The organism is Brevibacterium sp. JSBI002 (assembly GCF_026013965.1).
Classification (GTDB): Bacteria; Actinomycetota; Actinomycetes; order Actinomycetales; family Brevibacteriaceae; genus Brevibacterium.
Map to the genome: position 1 here is coordinate 2,092,058 of NZ_CP110341.1, position 24,819 is coordinate 2,116,876.

At 66.7% G+C, this 24,819-nt stretch carries 24 protein-coding genes and 1 pseudogene; 16 read left to right on the top strand and 9 right to left on the bottom strand.

Going from position 1 to position 24,819, the window contains the following annotated elements; genetic code table 11:
- Positions 1–3: 3 nt before the first annotated feature.
- Positions 4–474 carry a MarR family winged helix-turn-helix transcriptional regulator gene (locus LJ362_RS09595; protein ID WP_264798837.1) on the bottom strand — a complete coding sequence of 157 codons (471 nt, stop codon included), beginning with the start codon at positions 472–474 and terminating at the stop codon, positions 4–6.
- 143 nt (positions 475–617) lie between these two features.
- Between LJ362_RS09595 and LJ362_RS09600 the strand changes: the two genes are divergently transcribed.
- On the top strand, positions 618–905 hold the full coding sequence (locus LJ362_RS09600) for a hypothetical protein (protein WP_264798839.1): 288 nt from the start codon (positions 618–620) through the stop codon (positions 903–905).
- 130 nt (positions 906–1,035) lie between these two features.
- Here the strand turns inward: LJ362_RS09600 and hemQ are convergent, their stop codons facing one another.
- From hemQ to hemE, 4 genes are read right to left on the bottom strand one after another with little or no spacing between them, the layout of a single operon-like run.
- Positions 1,036–1,746 (bottom strand): hydrogen peroxide-dependent heme synthase, encoded by a 711-nt coding sequence (gene hemQ / locus LJ362_RS09605; protein WP_264798841.1) that lies wholly within the window; start codon positions 1,744–1,746, stop codon positions 1,036–1,038.
- Positions 1,747–1,768: 22 nt separating this feature from the next.
- Entirely contained in the window at positions 1,769–2,113 is a 345-nt protein-coding gene (locus LJ362_RS09610; RefSeq protein ID WP_264798842.1) for a hypothetical protein, read from the bottom strand.
- Positions 2,110–3,183, bottom strand: coding sequence for a protoporphyrinogen oxidase (hemG, locus tag LJ362_RS09615; protein ID WP_264798844.1), 1,074 nt, complete (start codon positions 3,181–3,183; stop codon positions 2,110–2,112). The genes LJ362_RS09610 and hemG overlap by 4 nt, the downstream gene beginning before the upstream one ends.
- 4 nt (positions 3,184–3,187) lie before the next feature.
- On the bottom strand, positions 3,188–4,234 hold the full coding sequence (gene hemE, locus LJ362_RS09620; RefSeq protein ID WP_264798845.1) for a uroporphyrinogen decarboxylase: 1,047 nt from the start codon (positions 4,232–4,234) through the stop codon (positions 3,188–3,190).
- 168 nt (positions 4,235–4,402) lie between these two features.
- Here hemE and LJ362_RS09625 point away from each other — a divergent pair, with 168 nt between their 5' ends.
- Positions 4,403–5,017, top strand: coding sequence for a DUF3000 domain-containing protein (locus tag LJ362_RS09625; protein ID WP_173152837.1), 615 nt, complete (start codon positions 4,403–4,405; stop codon positions 5,015–5,017).
- A gap of 17 nt (positions 5,018–5,034) precedes the next feature.
- Positions 5,035–6,186, top strand: a complete 1,152-nt coding sequence (locus LJ362_RS09630) for an HRDC domain-containing protein (protein ID WP_245395766.1) — start codon at positions 5,035–5,037, stop codon at positions 6,184–6,186.
- A 60-nt stretch (positions 6,187–6,246) separates the two neighbouring features.
- On the opposite strand, the pseudogene dxs reads toward LJ362_RS09630, so the two are convergent.
- Both dxs and LJ362_RS09640 read right to left on the bottom strand, forming a co-directional pair.
- Positions 6,247–8,186, bottom strand: a pseudogene (gene dxs / locus LJ362_RS09635) (1-deoxy-D-xylulose-5-phosphate synthase).
- A gap of 676 nt (positions 8,187–8,862) precedes the next feature.
- The gene (locus LJ362_RS09640; protein WP_264801886.1) at positions 8,863–8,985 is read right to left on the bottom strand and encodes a hypothetical protein; all 123 of its coding nucleotides are present in this window, start codon (positions 8,983–8,985) and stop codon (positions 8,863–8,865) included.
- Here LJ362_RS09640 and LJ362_RS09645 point away from each other — a divergent pair.
- Positions 8,945–10,189: an MFS transporter gene (locus tag LJ362_RS09645; RefSeq protein ID WP_264801818.1), complete on the top strand. Its 1,245-nt coding sequence runs from the start codon at positions 8,945–8,947 to the stop codon at positions 10,187–10,189. The two genes, LJ362_RS09640 and LJ362_RS09645, sit on opposite strands and share 41 nt — an antisense overlap.
- A 321-nt stretch (positions 10,190–10,510) precedes the next feature.
- Here LJ362_RS09645 and LJ362_RS09650 read toward each other — a convergent pair whose 3' ends face one another.
- Together LJ362_RS09650 and LJ362_RS09655 are read right to left on the bottom strand one after the other, a co-directional pair.
- A complete protein-coding gene (locus tag LJ362_RS09650) occupies positions 10,511–12,034 on the bottom strand; it encodes a multicopper oxidase family protein (protein ID WP_264798847.1) in 1,524 nt (507 codons plus the stop codon).
- A gap of 206 nt (positions 12,035–12,240) precedes the next feature.
- On the bottom strand, positions 12,241–12,678 hold the full coding sequence (locus tag LJ362_RS09655) for a DUF6153 family protein (protein ID WP_173152866.1): 438 nt from the start codon (positions 12,676–12,678) through the stop codon (positions 12,241–12,243).
- A gap of 151 nt (positions 12,679–12,829) precedes the next feature.
- Here LJ362_RS09655 and LJ362_RS09660 point away from each other — a divergent pair, with 151 nt between their 5' ends.
- From LJ362_RS09660 to LJ362_RS09715, 12 genes are all read left to right on the top strand, one after another.
- Complete coding sequence (locus LJ362_RS09660) at positions 12,830–13,039, top strand: heavy-metal-associated domain-containing protein (protein ID WP_173152869.1); 210 nt, start codon at positions 12,830–12,832, stop codon at positions 13,037–13,039.
- Positions 13,039–13,983 carry a hypothetical protein gene (locus LJ362_RS09665; protein WP_264798850.1) on the top strand — a complete coding sequence of 315 codons (945 nt, stop codon included), beginning with the start codon at positions 13,039–13,041 and terminating at the stop codon, positions 13,981–13,983. Before LJ362_RS09660 ends, LJ362_RS09665 begins: the two co-directional genes overlap by 1 nt.
- 127 nt (positions 13,984–14,110) lie before the next feature.
- Positions 14,111–16,324 (top strand): heavy metal translocating P-type ATPase, encoded by a 2,214-nt coding sequence (locus LJ362_RS09670; protein WP_264801819.1) that lies wholly within the window; start codon positions 14,111–14,113, stop codon positions 16,322–16,324.
- Positions 16,325–16,373: 49 nt separating this feature from the next.
- On the top strand, positions 16,374–16,718 hold the full coding sequence (locus LJ362_RS09675) for a hypothetical protein (RefSeq protein ID WP_173152878.1): 345 nt from the start codon (positions 16,374–16,376) through the stop codon (positions 16,716–16,718).
- Between the two features lie 148 nt (positions 16,719–16,866).
- Positions 16,867–17,463 carry a YdhK family protein gene (locus LJ362_RS09680; protein ID WP_264798852.1) on the top strand — a complete coding sequence of 199 codons (597 nt, stop codon included), beginning with the start codon at positions 16,867–16,869 and terminating at the stop codon, positions 17,461–17,463.
- Between the two features lie 89 nt (positions 17,464–17,552).
- Positions 17,553–19,703 carry a heavy metal translocating P-type ATPase gene (locus tag LJ362_RS09685; protein WP_173152884.1) on the top strand — a complete coding sequence of 717 codons (2,151 nt, stop codon included), beginning with the start codon at positions 17,553–17,555 and terminating at the stop codon, positions 19,701–19,703.
- Positions 19,704–19,714: 11 nt separating this feature from the next.
- Positions 19,715–20,038: a metal-sensitive transcriptional regulator gene (locus tag LJ362_RS09690; protein WP_173152888.1), complete on the top strand. Its 324-nt coding sequence runs from the start codon at positions 19,715–19,717 to the stop codon at positions 20,036–20,038.
- Between the two features lie 246 nt (positions 20,039–20,284).
- Positions 20,285–20,845, top strand: coding sequence for a CueP family metal-binding protein (locus LJ362_RS09695; protein ID WP_264798854.1), 561 nt, complete (start codon positions 20,285–20,287; stop codon positions 20,843–20,845).
- Between the two features lie 116 nt (positions 20,846–20,961).
- A complete protein-coding gene (gene arsB / locus LJ362_RS09700; protein ID WP_166971860.1) occupies positions 20,962–22,059 on the top strand; it encodes an ACR3 family arsenite efflux transporter in 1,098 nt (365 codons plus the stop codon).
- Positions 22,056–23,072: a metalloregulator ArsR/SmtB family transcription factor gene (locus tag LJ362_RS09705; RefSeq protein ID WP_166971862.1), complete on the top strand. Its 1,017-nt coding sequence runs from the start codon at positions 22,056–22,058 to the stop codon at positions 23,070–23,072. The genes arsB and LJ362_RS09705 overlap by 4 nt, the downstream gene beginning before the upstream one ends.
- A 17-nt stretch (positions 23,073–23,089) precedes the next feature.
- Positions 23,090–23,512: an arsenate reductase ArsC gene (locus LJ362_RS09710; protein WP_166971866.1), complete on the top strand. Its 423-nt coding sequence runs from the start codon at positions 23,090–23,092 to the stop codon at positions 23,510–23,512.
- A complete protein-coding gene (locus tag LJ362_RS09715; protein ID WP_173152894.1) occupies positions 23,509–24,558 on the top strand; it encodes an ArsO family NAD(P)H-dependent flavin-containing monooxygenase in 1,050 nt (349 codons plus the stop codon). Before LJ362_RS09710 ends, LJ362_RS09715 begins: the two co-directional genes overlap by 4 nt.
- Positions 24,559–24,819 lie beyond the last annotated feature (261 nt).

Consider the following 24,819-nt stretch of genomic DNA (forward strand, 5'->3'; position numbering starts at 1 on the left):
CGATCAGCCCTCGGCGGCGGCGTCGACGGAGGCGATGATCTTCTGCATCACCGCGTGCAGTTCGCGGACTCCGTCGACGTCCATGCCGAGCTTGGCCATCATCGTTCCGGGAATCGCCTCGGCGGTCTTGCGCAGTTCACGGCCGGTGTCGGTGAGGGTGACCTCGACGATCCGCTCATCGCTGTCGCTGCGCGTCTTCGTCACATAGTCCAGCGCTTCGAGGCGTTTGACCAACGGGGACACAGTCGCGGGTTCGAGTCGCAGCAGTCGAGCGATCTCGCGCATCGGCAGCTTCTCGTGCTGCCACAGCGCAAGCATGACCAGATACTGCGGATGCGTCAGACTGATGGGTTCGAGCACGGAGCGATACGCGCCGATCACCCCGCGGGACGCCACCGCCAGAGCGAAGCAGATCTGACTTTCCAGCGCCAGCGGGTTGTCCAGCGGCTCCGTCGAAGCTTCGGGTTCCAGCATCGTGTGTCGTCGATCCTCCGTGTCGGCAATCAGGGCGTACATACCCTTCGAAGATTACTTAGTGCACTAATGGTTAGTGTACACTAAGGGAGAAACCTGCCCAATCCTCGCCCAAGCGGCACCTCGTCGATAGGATCCTCGCTATGTCGTCCGCCTCGCAGCCTTCCCCCGATGGTTCGAACCGGAAGCTCGACAAGCAGCAGAAGAATTCGGCACGGAAGACGAACCAGCACCCGGAGTCTCAGCGCGGAGTGGGCTGGCTCAACAACTTCTTCCGCAAGATCATCGGACCGGCGCAGGTAGACAACACGCGCCCGGGCGGATACTTCGAGGACGAGACGCTGCGACACCAGCAGCTCGATGCCATGGGGCTGGAGATGCGCACCGACGCAAACGGCCATTCCTATGTGGTGAAGAAGGGCAGCAGGTAGCCGCCGGTCACTCCCCGACCATGCGCAGGGCCGCCGCACCGAATCGGTGCGGTGGCCCTTTCTCGCTGTCTCCGTCCCGGCCGAGCGACCTGCTCTCTGCCGCAGTCCCGGCCGGGTCAATGACGTTCGGTCAGCGCCAGTCGGAGATGATGTCGACGAGTTCGCGCCGCGGTCCGGTGTAGAACGGTACCTCTTCGCGCACGTGCAGGCGCGCCTCGGTGTTGCGCAGATCGCGCATCAGGTCGACGATGCGATGGAGCTCGGCGGCTTCGAAGGCCAGCAGCCATTCGTAGTCGCCGAGGGCGAAGGAGGCGATCGTGTTCGCCTTGATGTCCTTGTACGGGGCGGCGGCCATACCGTGGTCGCGCAGCATCTTCGCCCGCTCGGCGGGGTCGAGGAGGTACCAGTCGTAGGACCGCACGAACGGGTACACGCAGATGTAGTCGCCGGGCTCGGGATCAGTCAGCAGAGCGGGCAGGTGGGCCTTGTTGAACTCCGCCGGGCGGTGGATTCCGACGACGGACCACACGGGTTCGAGCACTCCGCCGATCAGGCTGCGGCGGATCGCCGAGTACGCGGCCTGGACGACCTCGATTTCGGGGGCGTGGTACCAGAACAGGACGTCGGCATCGGCGCGCAGGGCGGAGACGTCGTAGATTCCGCGCACGATCAGACCGCGTTCCTTCAGGGGCTCGAGAGCCGCATGCAGCTCATCGGCGAGTTCCCTGCGGTCGGCATCGCCGAGTTCTCCAGCAGAGGCGAAGACGGAGTAGGCGATATACCGCGTCTGCTCGTTCGCTTCCTCGATCTGGGCGTCGGTGGGCTGAGTGTATTCGCTCATATCTGCTCCTTCTGTCTTCTCTTCATTCTGAAGTGCCACGGTGGTCGTCTGCAGGTCGGTTCAGTCTCCGGGCCGCAGCGTCCGCGCGGGCGATGCAGGCGGGAATGCCGACTCCCCCATAGGCGGATCCGGCGAGTTCGAGGCCGGGCAGCGACGCGATCTCTGCGTCGATGGCGGCGATGCGTCCGGCGTGGCCGGGCAGGTATTGCGGCAGCGCGGAGTTCCAGCGCTGCACTACCGAGCCCAGCAGCTGCGACTCCGGACGGGAGGTGATCGTCTGCCAATCGGCGAAGGCACGTTCGACGATCTCCTCATCGGAGAACCTGCTCCAGACCTCGGGTCCGTCGCCGAAGCGTCCGATGCTCATCCGCACCAGGGCCGTCCCGCGGGGATATGGTCGGCCGTCCACGGCCATTTGTTCGACACGAAAGTCGAGGCCTTGATGAACGTGCCCTCGGTCGCGGGGACGAGGAACCCCGAACCCTTCAGTTCGACTCCCCCGAGGTCGACGAGGGCGGCGACCAAGGCGGTGGAGGCATAGGGAATCTCGCCGAGGCGGCTCGCCGATTCCGGGGCCACCGACCTCAGCAGCCCGGCAGTCACATGCGCGGGCGTGGCGAGAACGAGCCCATCGGATTCGATGTCGTCCCCCTCACCGCGGACGATCCACCTTTCGCCGTCGCGGTCGATCCCGGTGACACCGGCGCCGAGGCGGACCGTCCCGCCGTCCAGCACGATCGCCTCGTGCAGGGCCGGGATGAGGCGGTTGATTCCGCCTTCGAAGCTCATGAACACCGGTTCCGGGTTCCCTGTCGACGCGGTCTGGGCATCGCGGGCGGCGAGGAGCCGTGCGACGAGGTCGAGCACCGAGGTGCCCTCGATCGCAGCGGGCAGCAGCGCGGGCACCGTTTCGGCCAGGGACAGGTCCCGGCAGCGACCGGCGTAGACGCCGCCGAGCAGCGGATCAACGAGTTCGTCGACGATGGCGCCGCCGAGGCGCTCGGACAGGAAGTCCCCCAGCGAGACGTCATCACCCTCGATCGGCGGGGTGATCCGTTCGGCCGCCAAGCGAGCGGCCGCCTCGGTGCCGATGAGGGATTCGACCTCGGCCGCTTCGGCGGGCACCCCCATGATCGTCCGTTTGGGAATCGCGTGCAGGCTTCCTCGACTGAGCACCTGCGAACTGTGCCGGGTCGAGGGGAACACCGAGGCGAGGCCGAGTTCGGCGGCCAGGATCTTGGTCTCCGGACGTCGGTTGAGGCTCGCTTCGGCTCCTGAGTCGATGCCCACGGGCACGCCGCCATCGAGCGTGGTCGCTTTCAGACAGCCGCCGAGGAGGTCGCCTGATTCCAGCACGGTCACTCGGTGGTCGGCGGAGAGACGATAGGCGGCGACGAGGCCGGAGATCCCTCCTCCGACGACGGTGATCTGAGACATTCGATCAGCCGCGGCTGCCGAGGATCTCGGCCGAGACGCGGTGCACGAGGTCGACGACGCGTCCGGGCACCTCGGGGTCGGTGTCGGGCAGGACGCCGTGGCCGAGGTTGAAGACGAATCCGCGGTCGAGTTCGAGTCCCTTGCGCACGATCGCCTCGACGCGGGCCGACAGCGCCTCCCACGGGGCGAAGAGCAGGGCCGGGTCCAGGTTGCCCTGGAGCGCCTGACCGGGATTGACGCGAGTGGCGGCATCGGCGAGGTCGACGCGGAAGTCGACGCCAACGGTCGTCGATCCGGCCTGTGCCATGGAGCCGAGCAGCTCACCGGTCTGCACGCCGAAGTGGATGCTGGGCACGTCGTGTCCGGACAATGCGTCGAAGACTGCGGTGGAGTGTTCGAGGACGTGGTCCTCGTAGTCGTCGCGAGCGAGGTAGCCGGCCCAGGAGTCGAAGAGCTGGAAGGCCTTGGCACCGGCGTTCAGCTGCACGTCGATGAAGGTCGCCGACATCGTCGCAAGCTTGCTCAGCAGGGCCGAGAACGCCTCGGGGTCGGAGACCATGAGCGACTTCGTCTTCTCGTGGTTCTTACTCGGCCCGCCTTCGATGAGGTAGCTGGCCAGGGTGAACGGAGCACCGGCGAAGCCGATGAGCGGGGTGGCCTCGCCGAGTTCGGCGGTCACCCGCTGGATCGATTCGGCGATGTCCGGGATGTCGGCGGCGTCGAGTTCGGGCAGGGCGTCGATATCGGCGCGGGAGCGCACCGGGGAGGCGATGACCGGGCCGACGCCGGGAACGATCTCCACCTCGACTCCGGCGGCCTGGAGCGGGACGACGATATCGGAGAAGAAGATGGCCGCGTCGACGCCGTGGCGGCGGACCGGCTGGAGGGTGATCTCGGAGACCATCTCGGGGTCGCGGCAGGCATCGAGCATCTGAGTGCCTTCGCGCAGCTTGCGGTACTCAGGCAGGGAGCGGCCGGCCTGCCGCATGAACCAGACGGGAGTGTGCGAAACCGGCTCCGAACGCAGGGCAGCCAACAGGGGTGATGTCATGGGGCCATCTTCCCATTCTTCGATCGCTCATGCCCACTCGTCGTCGGTTTCAAGACGGGCCGTCTTGCCGTCTCAGCATCCGGCCGAGGACACGATCCGACGGATTGTCCGGGGCCGCCTCGGCGTGGATGATTCCTCTGTCCGCACGGCTGATCTATCGTGGCAATTGTGGTCAACACCTCACCTCTCAATCGCATTCCGGCGGAGTTCTCCGCCGTGACGTCGGTGCTGCGTCAGGCGCGCAGCACGAACAACGTGTCGATTTCCGAGATTCCCGCCCCGGCCCGTCTGGCGCCCTACTCCTATGCGCTCGGGGCCGAGGTCAGCGCCGATGAGACGTTTCTGCGGGCCAGCGGCGAGGCCATCGACGAGCTCGCCACCGGCCGCATCGTCGTCCTCTTCGATCCCGCCGCCCCCGAGGAATGGGAGGGGTCGTTCCGGGTGGTCTCCTATATCCGGGCCGAACTCGAACACGAACTCGGCAATGAGACGATGCTCGGGCATGTGGCATGGAGCTGGCTCGAGGATGCCCTCGATGCCAACGACTGCCAGGTGCTCGCCGCCGGCGGGACGACCACACGGGTGCTGTCCGAGAGCTTCGGCACCTTGGCCGATCGCCCGGCCACGATAGACTTGGAGCTGCGCGCCTCGTGGACACCCGTGATTGACGAGCCGGATCTGATCGGCAATCACTTCGAGGCCTGGATCGATCTGCTCAGCACAGTCGCCGGACTGCCACCACTTCCTGAAGGAGTCACAGCCCTGCCCGGGCGCCGTCGATGACAACTGAACTACCGCTTTTGGAAACACCCGCGAACGGCATCCCCGACGTCGTCGACACACCAGAGGACCTCTCCACCTCGATCGCCAGTCTGGCCGCCGCCCAGGGTCCGATCGCCATCGACGCCGAACGTGCTTCCGGCATCAGATACGGGCAGCGCGCCTTCCTCGTCCAGCTGCGACGTGAAGGTGCGGGCACCTTCCTCCTCGATTCCGAGACGCTCGGTGACCTCAGCGACCTCAACCCGGCTCTCGGCTCCGACGAGTGGGTCATCCATTCGGTGACGCAGGACCTGCCGTGCCTGCAGGAGCGCGGAATGCGCCCGGCCGCTCTGTTCGACACCGAGCTGGCCGCCAGGCTGCTCGGGTGGGAGAAGTTCGGTCTGGCCGCAGTCGCCGAACGCACCCTGGGGGTGCGACTGGCTAAGGAGCATTCGGCCGCCGACTGGTCGACGCGTCCGCTGCCGAAGGAGTGGCTGAACTATGCCGCCCTCGACGTCGAGGTGCTCCTGCCGATCCGCGATATCCTCCACCAGCAGCTTCTCGACTTGGACCGGTGGGAATTTGCGCAGCAGGAGTTCGCGCACCTGCTCGACTTCACCCCGAAGCATTTCGATGAGCCGTGGCGACGCACGCATGGACTCTCGAAGATCAGGTCCCGCCGCGACATCGCCCGAGTCCGCGAGCTCTGGCAGGCGCGGGATTCCATGGCCCGTGAAGCCGATCTGGCTCCCACGAAGATCCTGCGCGATCGTGAGCTCGTCGCCCTCGCCCAGTCCGGTGTGAAGTCCAGCGATGACATCCTGGCGCAGTGGCGCCGGCTCTCTCGCGCCGAGGCGGCCCGGCTCTTCCGTGCCTACCGCAAGGCCTCCCGGTTGGGTGCCGAAGAGCTGCCGGGACGGTTCGAACGCGGACGGTCGAAGCGCAGCGCGTTCAACCCGGCGGAGCTCAAGGAGCGGGTGGCGGCGCTCAAGGCCGCAATGTCGGAGCTTTCCGACGAGCTGACGATCCCCCATGATGTGCTCCTCCAGCCGGCAATCGTGAAGTCCCTGGCTGCGGAGTCGAACGTCGATGTCGAGGATTACCTCGCCGAGGCGGGGGCACGGCCCTGGCAGGTCGAGCTCAGTGCTCCCGAGCTGCAGAAGGCCTTGGCCGGACTCCCCCAGGCCTGAACTCACGCTCAAGTCCCAAGGGTCGAACTTCTGTCCTCCGTCGCCCCTGTGAGCCCGAACTCACACCGCGCGGCGGGAACTCTGATCGGCTCGATCGGCCACCTCGGCGGGCAGGGCCTTGAGGATTTCGGACAGGATCGTGTCGACGTCGAGGCCCACCTCGGCGAGGATCTCTTCACGTGTCCCCTGCGGCAGGAACTCATCAGGCACGCCGAGTTCGAGCACCCCGATCCGCGAATCGGCTTCGCGCAGGTCGGAGCGGACCTGTGAACCCACACCGCCGATCTTCACTCCGTCTTCGATGACGGCAACCAGACTGTGGTCGGCGGCGAGGTCGATGACGGATTCGGGTACGGGCAGCACCCATCTGGGATCGATGATCGTCGCGTTCAGTCCGTGTTCGGCCAGGCGGTCGGCGACGTCACCGGCCAACCTGGCGAAGGGTCCCACGGAGACGATGAGCACATGGGATTCGGACCGGCCGGTCCCTCACGGAGGATGTCGACGCCGTCGTCGAGCCGCCTCAGCGCCGGGATGTCGGCACCGACGCCGCCGCGGGGAAATCTCACCACGGTCGGGGCGTCTTCGACGGTCACGGCTTCGCGGAGCTCTTCGGTCAGTCGGGCGGCATCGCGGGGTGCGGCCAGGCGCAGTCCGGGGACGACGCGCAGCATCGCGATGTCCCAGATTCCATGGTGGCTGGCTCCGTCGGGGCCGGTGATTCCGGCGCGGTCGAGCACGAAGGTCACGCCCTGGCGGTGGAGGGCGACGTCCATGAGCACTTGGTCGAAGGCGCGGGAGAGGAACGTGGAGTAGATGCACACGACGGGGTGGAGTCCGCCGTAGGACAGGCCCGCCGCCGAGGCGACCGCATGCTGTTCGGCGATGCCGACGTCGAAGACCCGGTCAGGGAATTCTTCGGCGAATTTCGCCAGTCCCACGGGCAGGAGCATGGCGGCGGTGATGGCGACGATGTCCTCGCGTTCCTCGGCGAGTGCGCAGATCTCGGTGCCGAACACGGAGGTCCATGACGTCGATTTCGACGGTGTCGATCTCCCGGTGACGGGGTCGATGACGCCGACGGAGTGGAACTGGTCGGCGTCGTCGTTGACGGCCGGGTCGAATCCGTGGCCCTTCTGTGTGATCATGTGGACGATGATGGGGCCGCCGTCGAACTGTTTGGCCAGTTGGAGGGCCTTGTCGACCGAGGGCAGGTCGTGTCCGTCGACGGGGCCCAAGTATTTGATGCCGAGTTCGTCGAACATTCCGGTCTCGGGTGGGCTGACCATGTCTTTGAGTCCGCGTTTGACGCCGTGGATGGCGCTGTAGGCGGCGCGGCCGGGTCGGCCGGATTGGCGGAGTGTCTCCTTGCCCCAGGTCAGGAGTTTCTCGTAGCTCGAGGTGGTGCGCAGTTCGTCGAGATGGACGGCGAATCCGCCGACGGTCGGGGCGTAGGAGCGACCGTTGTCGTTGACGACGATGACCAGCCGCCTCGGCGGGGTGGAGGTGTCGGCGGCGATGGTGTTGAGAGCTTCCCAGGCCATTCCCCCGGTCAGGGCTCCGTCGCCGATGACGGCGACGACGTGACGGTCTCGCTCACCGGTGAGCTGGCGAGCCTTGGCGATGCCGTCGGCCCAGGACAGGGAGGCCGAGGCGTGGGAGTTCTCGACGACGTCGTGCTCGCTCTCGCGCCGGCTCGGGTAGCCGGAGAGTCCGTCGCGCTGCCGCAGGGTGGGGAACTCCTCGCTGCGGCCGGTGAGCAGTTTGTGCACATATGTCTGGTGGCCGACGTCGAAGATGATCGTGTCGCGCGGCGAGTCGAAGGTGCGGTGGAGGCCAATGGTCAGTTCGACGACGCCGAGGTTGGGGCCCAGATGTCCGCCCGTGCCGGACACGGTCGTGATGAGGTAATCGCGGATCTCTTTGGCCAGCACTTCGCATTCCGATGCGTCGAGTCGACGCAGATCGGCAGGCGAGCCGAGGGATTCGAGAAAGGTCATGCGGCCTCAGTTCTGACGACATCGTTGGCGGACAGATTCCATCCGCCCCATCCTATCGCTCACAGATGCGTCCCTCACCCTTCGAGACGTATCTCCGCGCTGCAGTACCCCTCAGCCTTCCCGCTGCACCGCCTCGGCGCTGGCAATGCACACCATTGCCTATGCACTCCTCACCGTTCGTGGCACACCAACCCGTTGCAGCACGGTGTTGAGCGACTGCCGATGAGTGATGGTCGCATTTGCGCCCACCCCCACCCACGCCGAGGTGGCCGACCGCCAGCGCACGGATTCCCGCGGACACGCTCACGCTTCCCGACAATCCCGCGCGACAGCGACCGTCCCTCACCCTTCGCCGCACAGCGCACCGCTGCAACGAGGCGATTTGCCACGAACGGTGACGGATGCCGAACTGCGTGGAGGACGTGACGCGAACGGTGAGGGATGCTCGATCAACGGCACCGTCACACGCGCCCGGGCACGACGAAGGCCGGTGGGAACAAATCCCACCGGCCTTCGATCAGCTCCGGCTCAGCGCCTCAGCGCGAACCGACTGCCGCGAGTCGCAGACTCACAGCTCAGCCTGGTGCGGCGAAGTCGCCGCTCAGGCCTCGTCTTCTGCGATCAGGCTTCTGCGAGCTGACGCAGAACGTACTGAGACATGCTTCGATAGCCCCTGTCACCGCCAATTCAGCGGTCCGGCGTCGATGCTGCTTCCGTCGGTGTCCATCGCTGCGGCGTTGACGACCAGTCCCGAGCTGATGATCGCCTGGCGCGCCGTCCTCGGCGTGGGAGGAGCCATGATGCTCCCGTCCACGCTGGGACTGATCTTCGTGCTCTTCGCCGACCCGAAGGCGCGAGGCGTCGCGATCGGCGTGTGGGCCGGCGGGATCTCCGCCGGCGTCGCCCTCGGACCACTGCTGTCCGGACTGCTGCTGGAAGTCTTCGGCTGGCAGGCGACGTTCCTGGTCGCGGTGCCCGTGATGGCGTTGGTGGCCATCGGCGCGCCGCTGCTGCTGCCTGAGCACAAGGATCCGACCGCGAAGATCGATCTGCTCAGCGCACTGCTCCTGGTCGCCTCGCTGCTGGCCATCATCTACGGCGTCAAGCGCTTCGCCACCCAGGAGCCGGCCGGTCCGTCGATCGGCCTGCTGATCGCCGGAGCACTGGTCGGGTTGTGGTTCGTGATCCGGCAGCTGCGCGCGACCCAGCCCCTGCTTGACGTGCGGCTGTTCGCCAACCGCACCGTCAGCGGAGCACTTGCGGTGTTCCTCCTCTCGGCCGCGGCGCTGGGTGGGGTGTACTCGCTGTTCACCCAGTACCTGCAGCAGGTCCAGGGGCTCTCGCCCATGCAGGCCGGGCTGTCAATCCTGCCCGCCGCGGCAGTCCTCATCGTCGTCTCGACCCTCTCGCCGATGCTCGCCCGAAGGTTCCGGCCGGGCAACGTGATCGCCGTCGGACTACTCACCCAGGTCGTCGGCTACATCCTGTTCACCCAGCTCGACGCCGGCACCGGCCTCGCGCTGGTGATCGCGAGCTTCGTCGTCACCTACCCCGGGGTCGCGCCGTCCATGGCGCTGACCACGGACCTGGTCGTGAGCTCGGTCCCACCGGAGAAGGCCGGCGGTGCCTCCGGGCTCGCGACGACCGTCAATGACCTCGGGATCTCCCTCGGCGTCGCGGTCATCGGCAGCATCGGGATCGCCGCCTACCGCAGCCAGATCTCCGGCTCCCTGCCCGATGGGCTGCCACCGGAGGCCGCGGCCGCGGCTGAGACCGGAATCGACGGGGCCATCGACGCCGCCGGGCAGCTGCCGGGTGACATCGGAGAGGCACTGACGACCGCGGCCCAACAGGCCTTCACCAGCGGACTCAACGCCGCCGGGATCACCTCCGCCGTCATCGCTGCCGTCGCCGCGATCATCGCCGCCGTCGGCCTGCGCCATATCCGCCCCACCGGGCAGGCCCACGACGACGCCGAGAAGGAACCCGCTCAGGAGTCGTGACGCATCCTCGACCCTTCGTGTCCGGCGGACGGATGAGTCCGCCGGACACGAACGCCGACACCCGCCATAGGTACACCGAGAAGACGGCAGAACCGCCCCGCGACGAGGCCGCCGAACCACGCCGAAGGAGACACGATGACCACGCTCAGAACCACCATCGACACTGTCCGACACTTACCGACGGCGCGGCGCGTGCTGCACTGCCTGCTCCGATGCGCCGCGTCGGGGGCATTGGATCGTTTCTCCCGAACGACGCATACGTCTTGTCCGCGCAACTGAGTCGCAGGCCGCGCACCCGAAGAGGTTCGCGGCCCCGATGCTTCAGTTGACCTGGTAGGCGATCGTCGTCATCATCCCGGCTTCCCCGTGGTAGACATTGTGGCAGTGCGAGAGCCACCGTCCGAGATTGTCGGCATCGAACTCGACCCGCAACGTTGTGCCGGGAACAACGATCGAGGTGTCCTTGCGCGGCCCTCCCCCTGGATGCTGGTAGGTGTGCCCGTGCAGATGCATCGGATGCCACATCGTCGTCGAGTTCTTGAACTCGAGGGCGACCCGCTCCCCTTCGACGATGCCGAGGGCGTCGCGCATCGGCTTGTCCATGTTCATGCGCTTGCCATTGATCGCCCAGTCGTATTTCTCCATGCCACCGGTCAGCTCGAGTGAGAGAGTGCGGTCGACGGCGCGCTTCGGCAGAGCGACTGAACTGGTTGCTTTGAGGCTGTCCGCGGTGGCGGGGGTCTTCTGCTGGGGCAGCTTCACGTCCTTCGCGGGCGCGCTTCCCAACCCAGTGCGCAGAACAGCATGGGCCTGGTTCTGCTTCCCTAGGGCTTCGGCGATGACTGCGAATGCGCCGTCGCCGGCGGTGATGATCGCGTCGTAGCGCTCCCCCATTCCAAGAACGAGGCTCTCTGCCTTGAGGGGTTTGACGGGGAATCCGTCGGAGTGCGTGATCGTCATCTCGTGCTCGGTGACGCCAAAGCGGAAAGCGGTGTCGCCGCCAGCATTGATGATCCTCAGCCTGATCCGCTCTCCGGGCTTGGCGGCAAAGGTTTGCGGGTCATTGGCGGGCTTGCCGTTGATCAGGTAGAGGGGGTAGTAGACGTCGCCTGCGTCGCCGCCGAGCAGAGGCGAGGTCGCGCCCATGAGGGTGTTGCCCATTCGCATCGGGCCCATCTCCATGTCACCGTGTCCCCCACTATCGTGGTCCATCATTCCCTGGCCGAGCTGCTTCATCACCTCGTCCGGCGTCGCGGTGACGCCGTCGAGCCAGTCATCAAGGACGATGACCCATTCCTTGTCGTAGTCGCCCTTCTCGTTCGGGTCATCGATGATCAGCGGCGCATACAGGCCACGGTCTTGTTGCGTGCCGACGTGGGGATGGAACCAGAACGTGCCTGATGCGGGCAGTGTGAACTCGTAATCAAACGACCCGCCGGGCTTCACGGCATCCTGGGTGAGGCTCGGCACTCCGTCCATGTCGTTGCGCAGCGCCAGTCCGTGCCAGTGGACGCTGGTCGGGTCAGGGAGATCGTTGGTGAAGGCGACTTTCAGGGTGTCGCCGACGTTGCCGCGCAGCGGCTGGGCCGCCGAGGCTCCCCGGTAGGCCCAGGTCTTCGCGGTCTTCCCGCCGAGGTCGAGGGTGACCGGTTCGGCGGTCAGCGCGCGCTGCACGACGGTACCGGTGCTGCGTCGCTTCGCCTCCGCGGCGGTGACCGCAGCGCTGGTGGGCCTCACGAACGAGGTTGTCTTGGTGGTAGTGGTGCTGCATCCGGCGAGGCCGGCGGCGGTCAGCGTCAGTGCGCTGACGGACAGGAACTGCCTGCGGTTCAGGGTGGAGTGCATGGGTGATGTCCTTCTGTGTCGATGGTGAACGGGGCCACGAGATCGCGCCTGCGCGCTCGACGATCATGGGTGGTCGGAGGCGCAGGGCTGCTTGGCCTCGGAAGAAGGGCCAGCGTTTTTGGACACGGTGTCGTGGCAGGCACGGCAGGGTCGTGAACCCGCCGAGATTGCTGGCTGAGGAGCGCCGCATCGGCGCTCCTCAATGCTCACGTTCGGTAGATCGACAGCTCCAGATGCGTCAGCGCGAACCGGCGAGGCGTCTCGGACGGCGGAGCCGGCATGGGCGCAGAGACGGGTGTGGGCACAGCCGCGACGGACGGAACGGGGAGGGCCGGAATGCTCTCGGCCGTAGGCGCGGAGACACAGGTGGAGTCGCCGCTGTTCATGGCGTCTGCGCAGCCGCCGGAGCCGCGCACCAGGCCCTGTGCTCCGGACGCGCTCGACATGGAGGCGGTAGTCGTCATGCCCGTCATGCCGGGAGAAGACGAGGATGCGTGAGCAGGCGACGCCGTGGAGGTCGTCGCCGCTGCCGGCCCGCCGACCAGCGCGTGCATGCCGAGAAGACCCGTGATCAGCAGCGCCGCAAGAACGACCAGCTGAAGCCAGTGCCGGCTGCGGCGGGGTTCATCGGTCACGGTCTCCACACCCAAAGCATACCCCGGAGGCGTATCCCTTCGACGCGGCGGGACCATTCACCGGCGAGTCCGGCCCGCCTTGCAGGAATACCCTCAAGGGGTATACGGTTGCACTCACATAGGTACCCGCCGGGGGTACCCAGATTGAGGAGGCTATCCGATGGCTGCGAACGAATACCAGGTGACGGGCATGACCTGCGGGCACTGCGAGATGTCGGTCCGCGAGGAGGTCAGCGAGATTTCCGGTGTCACCGACATCCAGGTCAGCGCACAGACCGGCAAGCTCGTCGTCTCCGCCTCCGACGAGGTCGACGACGCGAAGGTCCTGGCCGCTGTCGAGGAAGCCGGCTACACGGCGGTCCGGGTCTGATGAAGGCACCAGTCAGGCTCGCGGCCTACGGCGCTGGGCTGGTGGTGGCGTTCGGCGCAGCCTTCGGGCTCGCCGGCGTCGCCGTCCCCGACAGCGTCGTGACCGCCTGGGCCAAGAGCAGCGACTCGAACGCCCACGGCGAGGGTCACAGCGACACGGAGGAGCAAAACAAGGAGCACGCGATGAACGGCGTCTCGGCCAGCGCTGCCGGCTACATCCTCTCCCCCGTCACGGCCCCCTCGGGCACCAATGATGCCGGCACGCTGAGCTTCCGGATCCTCGATGAGGACGGGCAGCCGGTGACGGAGTACACGACGACCCATGAGAAGGATCTGCACCTGATCGTGGTGCGCACCGACGGGACGCAGTTCCGCCACGTGCACCCGGACTTGGACGAGGCCACCGGCACCTGGTCGGAGTCATCGTGGAGCTGGGACGAGGCGGGAACCTACCGCGTCTACGCCGACTTCACAGCCGGGCAGGACGCCGAGGGGGTCACGCGCACCCGCGCTGTCGAGGTCGCCGGCGACTACGCCCCGGTCGAAGCGACTGTCTCGCGCACCGTCGAGGTCGACGGGTACACCGTCACCCTCGATGGTGACCTCGCCGCCGGAAGCACGAGCGAACTGACAGCCACCGTAGAGCGCAACGGCAAGCCGGTCACCGCACTCCAGCCCTACCTCGGCGCGTACGGCCACCTGGTCGCGCTGCGAGAGGGCGATCTGGCCTACCTGCACGTTCACCCCGCCGGCGAAGAGCCCCAGGCGGGATCGACCGGAGGACCAGACGTCGGCTTCGCCGCCGAGGTCCCCACCGCCGGCCGGTACCTGCTGTACCTGGACTTCCAGGTCGACGGGCAGGTCCGCACCGCCGAATTCGTGCTCGACGCCGGGCACGGCGACGGTAACCAGGCAGACGATGAATCGCATTCGGGCGGCCACTGACCCCCTAAAGGGCCAGTCCGTCGACGAAAGAAGCAACAGGAAAGGACTTGCAGTGAGCACCCAAGCTGCAACGAACACCGAAACGCCGCTGGTCGCGGACGCCGGCATCGAACTCGAGATCGGCGGGATGACCTGCGCCTCCTGCGCGAACCGGATCGAGAAGAAGCTCAACAAGCTCGACGGCGTCTCCGCCACGGTCAACTACGCCACCGAGAAGGCCAAGGTCACCGTGCCCGCCGGCTACGACCCCGCCCTGCTGGTCGCCGAGGTGGAGAAGACCGGGTACACCGCCGCCATGCCCAAGCCCAAGGACGCGACGTCATCGGGCCCGACCGGCAACGACGGCGAAGCTCCCGACTCCGAACTGACATCGCTCAAGCACCGCCTCATCGGCGCGATCGTGCTCACCGTCCCGGTGATCGCCATGGCCATGGTTCCCGCGCTCCAGTTCACCTACTGGCAGTGGGCCTCTCTGGCCCTGGCCGCACCGGTGATCGTGTGGGCGGCCTGGCCGTTCCACAAGGCGGCCTGGACCAACCTGCGCCACGGCACCGCGACCATGGACACCCTCATCTCCATGGGCACGACCGCGGCGTTCCTGTGGTCGCTCTACGCCCTGTTCCTCGGCACCGCCGGCACCCCGGGGATGACACATCCCTTCGAATTCACCATCGCTCCGTCCGACGGCGCGGGCAACATCTACCTCGAGGCCGCCGCCGGGGTGACGATCTTCATCCTGGCCGGCCGCTACTTCGAGAAGCGCTCCAAGCGCCAGGCCGGTGCCGCACTGCGCGCTCTCCTCGAGCTCGGCGCGAAGGAAGTCTCGGTCCTGCGCGGCGGGGCCGAGGTCAAGATCCCGACCTCCGAGCTGGCCGTCGGCGACGAATTCGTCGTCCGCCCCGGCGAGAAGATCGCCACCGACGGCACCGTCGTATCCGGGACATCGGCCGTGGACGCCTCTATGCTCACCGGAGAGTCCGTGCCGGTCGAGGTCGTCGCTGGCGACCCGGTCACGGGCGCGACCGTCAACGCCGGCGGCCGCCTGGTCATCCGCGCCACCCGCGTCGGATCGGACACCCAACTGGCGCAGATGGCCAAACTCGTCGAGGACGCCCAGACCGGCAAGGCCGCGGTCCAGCGCCTGGCCGACCGGATCTCCGGCGTGTTCGTCCCGATCGTCATCGCTATCGCCGTCATCGCCCTCGGCGCATGGCTCGGTGCCGGATTCCCCGTCTCCGCCGCCTTCACCGCAGCGGTCGCGGTCCTCGTCATCGCCTGCCCCTGCGCCCTCGGCCTGGCCACCCCCACCGCACTGCTAGTCGGCACCGGCCGCGGCGCGCAGATGGGCGTGCTCATCAAAGGCCCCGAGGTCCTCGAATCCACCCGCAAGGTCGACACTGTGGTGCTGGACAAGACCGGCACCGTCACCACCGGCAAAATGACCCTGGTCGAGGCGATCACCGAGCCCGGCGTCGACCGCACCGAGCTGCTGCGCCTGGCAGGCGCGTTGGAGGACGCCTCCGAGCACCCGATCGCCCAGGCCATCGCCAAGGGAGCAGTCCAGAAGGTCGGGCCGCTGCCCACGCCCGAGGACTTTGCGAACATCGAGGGCAAGGGCGTCCAGGGAGTCGTCGACGGCCGCGGCGTGCTCGTCGGCCGGGAGTCCCTGCTGGCCGACTGGTCTCAGCACCTTTCCCCCGATGTCGCCGCCGCCAAGGCCGCAGCCGAGGACGAGGGCAAGACTGTCGTCGCCGTTGGTTGGGACGGACAGGCCCGCGGGATCCTCGTCGTCGCCGACGCCGTCAAGCCCACCAGCGCCGAGGCCATCGCCGGCCTGAAGGGTCTCGGCCTCACCCCGGTCCTGCTCACTGGCGACAACGAGGCCGTCGCCCGGCGGATCGCCGCCGAGGTCGGCATCGAGAAGGTCATCGCCGAGGTTCTGCCCAAGGACAAGGTCGACGTCGTCACCCGCCTGCAGGGCGAGGGGAAGGTCGTCGCGATGGTCGGCGACGGCGTCAACGACGCCCCGGCGCTGGCCCAGGCCGACCTGGGCCTGGCGATGGGCACCGGCACCGACGTCGCCATTGAGGCCTCCGACATCACGCTCGTGCGCGGGGACCTGATGGCCGCGTTCGACGCGATCCGGCTCTCCCGCAGGACCCTGGGCACGATCAAGTCGAACCTGTTCTGGGCGTTTGCCTACAACGTCGCGGCCATCCCGGTCGCAGCGCTGGGCATGCTCAACCCCATGCTCGCAGGCGCGGCGATGGCGTTCTCCAGCGTCTTCGTCGTCGGAAACAGCCTCCGCCTGCGCGGGTTCCGCAGCGTCGCCAAGCAGTGACGCCGCAGAACCGATCATCATCCGAACACACGAAAGGCATTCACCGGGAATGAGCAACGAAGACCAGGCATCCACCAGCTGCTGCAGCACTTCCCCCGCAGCCAAGGCATCCGCCGCCGAGGAACCTGTCAGCGATGGTTCCAGCTGCGGCGGCATGATCGGCGCAGAGAACCCCGCCGCCGATTCCGGACATCGCGATAACCTTCTCGTCGAAGGAAGCGACGACGACATGACCACCTGCCCCGTCATGGTCGGCAATCCGGTCAACAAGCAGGACGCCGAAGAAAAGGGCCTATTCCGCGACTACTACGGGCAGCGCTTCTGGCTCTGCTGCCCAGGCTGCGGACCGACCTTCGACTCCGATCCAGCCAAGTACGCCGCCAACATGGCCTGATCCTTCGACGACCCGGGGCTGCAGCATCACTGCTGCCGCCCCGGGTCGACTGGATCGTAGCTGAGCGATTCCACGCCCGCCGATCGATATTTGACCGATACCCCAGAGGGGTATAATGTTGATCGGGCCAGAATGAATAGGAGACTTTATGCGCAAGCGCCTCATGACCACCGTCGCCGCAGGAGTGCTCGGCGGAGCACTCGTGCTCACCGGCTGCAGCAACGGAGGAGACCAGGACCAAGCGACCCCCTCATCGACCAGCCAGCACGAGGGCCACGGAAGCAGTGGCAGCAGTTCTGACAGCGGCGGGATGGAGCATCCGATGGACGGCGGCCCCGCCCCCGAGGGCATCGAGAAGGCTGCGTCGCCGAAGTACCCGGCCGGCACCGAGGTCACGCTCACCGCCGAACACATGGAGGGCATGGACGGCGCAAACGCCACGATCGCCGGCGCGTTCGACACCTACACCTACGCGGTGAACTTCACGCCCACCACCGGCGGGAATCCGGTCAAGGATCACAAGTGGGTCGTGCAGGAAGAGATCAAGGACGCCAAAGACCAGCGTCTGGCCGACGGCACCGAGGTCACTCTCGAGGCCGAACACATGGAGGGCATGAAGGGCGCGAAGGCCACCATCGCCTCCTCCACCGACCAGACCGTCTACATGGTCGACTACGAGTCCGACGGCATGACGATGACCAACCACAAATGGGTCGTCGAGAGCGAGATCAAGCCGGCCTCCTGAGCCGGTCGCCGCGGGCCCATTCAAGGTCCGCGGCGAGACACGACCCGATCGAAGGAAAGACCGGGGAAGAACGAGGGAAGCGAAGAGCAATGACGGACCCGACCACGCATCACCATCACCATGACCACGACGGTGTCGCGACCACCGAGTCCGGCCACGTTAACGACTCGCACGCCGAGCACGACGGCCACACCATGGAACACGGTGACCACGCCGGGCACGGCGATCACGGCAGTGGTCATGGTGGTCATGCGGGCCACGGCGACCACGTCGGCCAGTTCCGCAGGCTGTTCTGGATCAACCTCGTCATCGCCATCCCGGTGGTCGCGTTCTCCCCCATGTTCGCCATGCTCCTCGGGTACTCCGTGCCCGGCTGGGCAGGCTGGGTCGCCGCAGTCCTCGGCACCGTCATGTACGCCTGGGGCGGCACCCCGTTCCTCACCGGTGCCGTCAGCGAGCTGAAGAGCCGCCAGCCGGGGATGATGCTGCTCATCGCGCTCGGCATCACCGTCGCCTTCCTCGCCTCCTGGGCCGCCACTCTCGGCCTCGTCCACCACGAGCTCGAGTTCTGGTGGGAGCTGGCACTGCTGATCGTCATCATGCTGCTGGGCCACTGGATCGAGATGCGTTCCCTGGCCCAGACGACCTCGGCGCTGGACTCCCTGGCCGCGCTGCTGCCTGACGAGGCCGAGCGCGTCGAGGGCGACGACGTCGTCACGGTCGACCCCGCCGACCTCCGCGTCGGTGACATCGTCGTCGTCCGCCCCGGTGGCAGCGTCCCCGCCGACGGCACCATCGTCGACGGTCGCGCCGATATGGACGAGTCCATGATCACCGGCGAATCACGCCCCGTCGCCCGCGGCGAAGGCGAGAACGTCACTGCTGGCACCGTGGCCACTGACTCCGGCCTGCGCGTGGAGATCACCGCCACCGGCGACGACACGGCTCTGGCGGGCATCAACAGGCTCGTCGCCGAGGCGCAGGGCTCCTCCTCCCGCGCCCAGCGCATCGCCGACCGCGCCGCCGCCCTGCTGTTCTGGTTCGCCCTCGGTGCTGCCCTGATCACCGCAGTCGTTTGGACTCTCTTCGGGCTCCCCGACGATGCGGTCATTCGCACCATCACCGTCCTCGTCATCGCCTGCCCACACGCGCTGGGCCTGGCGATCCCGCTGGTGGTCTCCATCGCCACCGAGCGCGCCGCCCGCGGCGGCGTCCTGGTCAAGGACCGCCTCGCGCTGGAGTCCATGCGCCAGGTCGATGCGGTGCTCTTCGACAAGACCGGCACCCTGACCAAGGGCGAGCCCACCGTCACCGGCGTCGAATCGACCGGCGACCTGGACTCCGACGAGGTGCTCGCCCTGGCCGCCGCGGCCGAGGCCGACAGCGAGCACCCGCTCGCCCGGTCCATAGTCACCGCCGCCAAGGAGAAGAGCCTCGCCCTCGAGCCGGCCAGTGGGTTCTCCTCCTCCCCGGCAGTCGGCGTCACCGCGACCGTGGCCGACCAGGAGATTCGCGTCGGCGGTCCACGGCTGCTCGAGGAGACCGGGCAGGACGAGGTCGACACGGCCGACGCGTGGCGGGCCGAGGGTGCGATCATCCTGCACGTCCTCCGCGACGGCCAAGTGATCGGCGGCCTCAAGCTCGCCGACGAGGTCCGGCCCGAGTCCCGCGACGCCGTCGACGCCCTCCATGAGCTCGGCGTCGAGGTCGTTATGATCACCGGCGACGCCGAGGCCGTGGCGAACGAGGTTGGCCGGGAACTCAGCATCGACCGTGTCTTCGCCGGCGTCCGCCCCGAGGACAAGTCCGCAAAGGTCGCTGCGCTTCAGGACGAGGGCAAGAGGGTCGCGATGGTCGGCGACGGCGTCAACGATGCCCCTGCGCTGGCGCAGTCCGACGTCGGTATCGCCATCGGGGCAGGCACAGACGTCGCCATCGCCTCTGCCGGCGTCATCCTCGCCAGCTCCGACCCGCGCAGCGTCCTGTCGGTCATCCAGCTCTCCCGTGCCGCATACCGTAAAATGAAGCAGAACCTGTGGTGGGCTGCCGGATACAACCTGCTCTCTGTACCGCTCGCGGCGGGCGTGCTCGCACCTGTCGGGTTCGTCCTGCCGATGTCGGTCGGCGCGATCCTGATGTCGATCTCCACTGTCGTCGTCGCGCTCAATGCCCAGCTGCTGCGTCGCATCGACCTCACCCCAGATGCCAGCACTCGCTCCGTCCTGGAGCACCAGAAGTGAAGGACACACCCATGAACACCGACACTGCAACCGATGAGACCGGGGCGCACCAGCACGGTTACATCAGCGACAAGGACCGTTACCGCAACCGCATGAAGCGCATCGAAGGCCAGGCCCGCGGCATCACCAAGATGATCGACGACGAGAAGTACTGCATCGACATCCTCACCCAGGTCTCCGCCTTGACCCGCGCCCTGCAGGGAGTGGCGACCGGCCTGCTCGATGACCACCTCAAGCACTGCGTGCTCGACGCCGCCAAGCAAGGCGATGAGGACGCGGCCATCGCCAAGATCCAGGAAGCCAGCGACGCCATCAATCGCCTCGTACGCTCCTGACACCATCCGATTTCGTCAATACAGGATGCCTCGGACCGGTTGCGCCCCAGGTCAAGACAAGGCTCTCGATGTCTCCTGGCAGGCGTGCGCTGCGCTTCGTCTTGCCCTTGGCACCGGCGAAATCGGGCTGCTTTAGGTCTTACCTGACGACATGAACACCTTCACCTGAGAAAAGAGTTGGGCATGCCCCTTGCCATTGTTACTCCGATCCAGCCCTCCAGGAGCCGCCTGAGACTCTGCGCGACCATGACTGCGCTGGCGACCAGCGCCGTCCCCCTGCTCAGCGGCTGTGCTGATGCGGAACCGTCCGCTGACGCAGGATCCGATCACTCACTGGTGGTCGAGCATAATCTAGACGGACTGAATGCACGGGAAATCATCAAGCGCCTCGACACAACGAAGGTGGCAGATCGCTCGTCTGAACTCATCGCTTCGATTGAACCCGACCAACTCGTCCTGACCGACGATCAGAACAATCAAACCACTCTGCCGATGCCAGAAGACGAATTCTACGTCTCTATCGCCCCATATCGCGGCCAGACTCACGAATGTTACTTTCACAGCCTCACTACTTGCCGCGGCGAGCTCGCCAATACTGACGTCGACGTCACCGTGGTCGAGGCGACGTCCGGGAAGACCATCCTCGATGAAACACTCACGACTTACGACAACGGATTCGTCGGACTCTGGCTGCCCCGCGGCATTGACGCGACGCTCACGGTCAGCACCGGAGACCGCATCGCGAAGCAGGACATTTCGACCCGCATCGACGACCCCACCTGCTTGACTGGTCTTCAGCTGACTTGACGCCCGGACGCTGAAAATGGCGAGGAGCTGCAGATCACCGCGATGGGCGAGCCGCGGTTTCGGAGGGTGAGCACGACTGACTTGCTGATTGAATCGATATCCTTCAATATAGAGGCATGTCTAATCAAGCATCTCTCACTGCACCCCCTGTGACGCGACGGCTCTCGACCCTGGACAGGTGGCTGCCGCTGTGGATCGGGCTGGCGATGGTCGCAGGCCTCCTTCTGGGACGATTCATTCCTGGAATCTCGGAGTTGCTGTCGCACATGGAGATCGGCGGGATCTCCATGCCGATCGCGCTCGGCCTTCTCGTGATGATGTACCCGGTCCTGGCCAAGGTCCGCTACGACAAAGTCGCCGCCGTCACCGGCGACAAGAAGCTCCTCATCTCCTCTCTGGTACTCAATTGGCTCGCCGGGCCGGCGATCATGTTCGCCCTGGCCTGGCTGCTCCTGCCCGACATTCCCGAGTACCGCACCGGGCTCATCATCGTCGGTCTGGCCCGCTGCATCGCCATGGTCGTGATCTGGAACGACCTGGCCTGCGGCGACCGCGAGGCGACCGCGGTGCTAGTGGCGATCAACTCGGTCTTCCAGGTCGTCATGTTCTCCGTCCTCGGCTGGTTCTACCTCAGCGTCCTGCCGAGCTGGCTCGGCCTGGACACACAAGGGCTCGAGGTGTCGATGGGCCAGATTGCCCTCAACGTCCTCGTCTTCCTCGGAGTGCCCCTGGTCGCGGGATTCGCCTCGCGCTGGATCGGTGAGAAGCGCAAGGGCCGGGACTGGTACGAGGAAAAATTTGTTCCTAAGGTCGGACCATGGGCCTTGTACGGGCTGCTGTTCACTGTGGTACTGCTGTTCGCCCTCCAGGGTGAGCAGATCACGAGCCGGCCGCTGGACGTCGTCCGGATCGCTCTGCCGCTACTGGTGTACTTCGCCGTCATGTGGTTCGCCGGCCTGCTGCTGGGCAAAGGCATCGGCCTCGGTTATGCACGGTCGACGACACTGGCATTCACTGCGGCGGGCAACAACTTCGAGCTCGCCATCGCCGTCGCGATCGGCACCTTCGGCGCGACTTCCGGCCAGGCACTGGCCGGCGTCGTCGGACCGCTCATCGAGGTGCCCGTCCTCGTCGGCCTCGTCTACGTCTCCCTCTGGGCCGCCAAGGCGTGGTTCCGCACCGATCCCTATAACCAGGAGGTACGAACGTCATGACCGACATCGCCCTGACGCCAGCCGCCCCCGATGAAGACTGCCTGCCCCAAGTGACGCCGATCTCGACGGCCCTCGGCCAGGAGGTTGCCGCGACACTCGCGGGCACCCTCAAAGCCCTCGCCGACCCATTGCGTCTGCGGATGCTCTCGGCGATCGCAGCCGATCCTCGCGGCGAGTCGTGCGTATGCGATCTCGCCGACCTCGCCGACGTCTCACAGCCGACCGTCTCCCACCACCTCAAGGTCCTCCGGACAGTGGGGCTGCTCGATTCCGAGCGCCGTGGGACTTGGGTCTGGTACAGCATCGCGCCAGGGAAAAGTGACGCTGTCGCCGCCTTGCTCGAAGGATTCGCACCGGCGGCCGTCGCCCCCAGCATGGAACCGGAAACGACGGCCGCCGCAGAGCTGGAGAGCATGGACGAGCACATCGAGCGTCTGGCCGCCGACCTCGCCAACGCGACGTCGCAGCTGCCGCGGGATACCGTCACCAGCATCGTCCGGGAATCGTACACGGCGCTGGCCCGGTCGGCGAAGATCACACGCTACCTGGTGCCCCTGAGCGAACGCTTCGCTCGGCAGCGACTGGCTGACCTCACCCGCAACCGAGCAACCGCACCGCCTCAGGTGCTGTTTGTCTGCGTCGCCAACGCAGGTCGCTCCCAGCTGGCCGCGGCGCTGACCCGCAGCCTGTCCGAGGGCAGGGTCGTCGCCCGATCCGCCGGCTCGACCCCGGCGGCGGGCATCCACCCGCACGTGCGCGACCTCGTCGCCGAGATCGACCGCGAGGCCGCCGACGAGGCGTTCCCCAAGCCGCTCACCGACGACGCCATTCGCGCCGCCGATGTCGTGGTGACCATGGGCTGCGGCGACGCCTGCCCCGTCGTCCCCGGAGTCCGGTACGAAGACTGGGCTGTCGGCGACCCGGCCCTGGCATCGCCGGAGGGACTCGCCGCTATCCGCGACGACATCGCTACACGCGTCAGCCGACTCCTCCCCACCTTCACCACCGAATGAACGAGAGAAGCACAGATATGAACGATCGCACGCCCTCCGTCCTGTTCGTCTGCGTCCACAACGCCGGCCGTTCCCAGATGGCTGCCGGCTGGCTGCGCCACCTCGCCGGGGACCGCATCGAGGTCCGCTCGGCCGGGTCGATGCCCGTCGAGCAGATCAATCCGGTCGCTGTCGAGGCCATGCTCGAGGTGGGGATCGACATCACTGCCGAGCAGCCCAAGGTGCTCACAGCCGAGGCCGTGCAGGACTCCGACGTCGTCATCACGATGGGCTGCGGTGACGCCTGTCCGTACTTCCCCGGCAAGCGCTACGAGGACTGGGAGCTCGACGATCCCGCTGGTCAGGGCATCGAGGCGGTGCGCCCGATTCGCGACGAGATCAGGTCTCGGATCGAGACGCTCACCGCAGAGCTGCTCGGCCAGGACCCGGCGCGGGCGTGAGTGACGTCGTCGTCATCGGAGGAGGCCAGGCCGGTCTCGCCGCGGGATATTTCCTCCGCCGCGCCGGCTTGGACTTCGTCATCCTCGACGACCAGGAACAGCCGGGAGGAGCCTGGCAACACGGCTGGCAGTCGCTGCGAATGTTCTCCCCGGCCCAGTACAGCCCCCTGCCCGGTTGGTCGATGCCCGCCCAGGTCGGCGAGACGTTCCCCACCGCCGACCACGTCGTGGACTACCTCCAACGATACGAGGAACGCTACGAGTTGCCTATGCATCGGTCGGTCAGCGTCACCAGCGTCCGCCGGGAGAATGATCGTTGGATCGTGGACACGGACGCAGGCTCTCTCAATGCCTCTGTGGTGATCAGTGCCACTGGCACGTGGCAGAGTCCCTATCTGCCGTACTTCCCGGGTCAGGACACGTTCACCGGCAGGCAGCTGCACACCGTCGACTACGACTCCCCTGACATGTTCGCCGGCCGACGGGTCGTGGTCGTCGGAGGAGGGAACTCGGCCGCGCAGATCCTCGCCGAGGTCTCCACAGTCGCCGAGACCTTGTGGGTGACGCGTCGTCCGCCGCTGTTCATGCCCGACGAGGTGGACGGCAGAGTACTCTTCGACGTCGCTACTGCCCGCGAGGCAGCCCGTCGCTCTGGCCGGGACCACGACGGTGTGGCCGGACTTGGAGACATCGTCATGGTGCCTCCCGTGCAGGCGGCGCGCGATCACGGCGTCCTGGACCGCTCGCCCATGTTCGACCGCCTCAGCCCGACGGGAGTCTCCTGGAACGACGGCCGAGAGCACGAGTGCGATGCGATCATCTGGTGCACCGGCTTCCGCCCTCACCTCGGCCACCTGAGCGGGCTCGGACTGACACGCGAGAACGGCCATCCCGCCACCGACGGCACTCGGAGCATCGACCACCCCGGGCTGCAATTGCTCGGCTACGGCGACTGGACCGGATTCGCCTCCGCCACCATCATCGGCGCGGCTCGCACCGCCAAGCCCGCCGTCGCCGAGATCGGCGCTCGGATGGCTAGGACTTAACGCTGATGTCGGACGTATCGATGGCGCAGATGATATTGACGTCTATCGATGCGTCGCGTAGATTCTATATAGATCATCATCGAATCAAGGAGTGGCAGATGGACTGCTGGGAACACGAAACGGCCGGGCAGAGTTCTGTCCCCGCCGTCGCCTTCTGCCGGCACTGCGGCGCAGCGCTGTGCCGGGATCATGCGATAGTCTGTACGGACGAACGCGTGCGCCAGAACGCCGTGGGCTCGCCCACGCGCCTGCTGCCCGATG